Annotated in this window: 1 protein-coding gene; it reads right to left on the reverse strand. The window is 73.3% G+C overall.

Translation table 11 applies throughout. From position 1 onward, the window contains the following. A partial coding sequence (locus GV790_RS29620; RefSeq protein ID WP_163818113.1) for a pyridoxal-phosphate dependent enzyme occupies positions 1–311 on the reverse strand: 311 nt, incomplete at both ends.

Raw genomic sequence — 311 nt, forward strand, 5'->3', positions numbered from 1 at the left:
GGTCAGTGCGGCGTGCACCGAGCCTCCTGCCGAACCGCCGAGCATCAGCCCGAGTTCGGCTGCGACAGCGCGCGCCGTGGCGAACGCGGCCACATCGGTGACCTTGACGCCCTCGTCGAGCAGCGAATAATCCACGGCGGTGCCGATGGTCGCGCCAGGCGGTGTGCCGGTGCCGGACTGCCAGTACGGTCCGCCCGGCCCGCCGAAGGCGATCGAACCGACCGGCTCGACGCCGATCACCCTTGGCGCACACCCGCGCTGGCGCAGACGGGCGGCGGTGCCGAACAGCGAACCGCCGGTGCCGACCGCGG

The sequence above is a fragment of the Nocardia cyriacigeorgica genome (assembly GCF_010858045.1).
Lineage (GTDB): Bacteria > Actinomycetota > Actinomycetes > Mycobacteriales > Mycobacteriaceae > Nocardia > Nocardia cyriacigeorgica_E.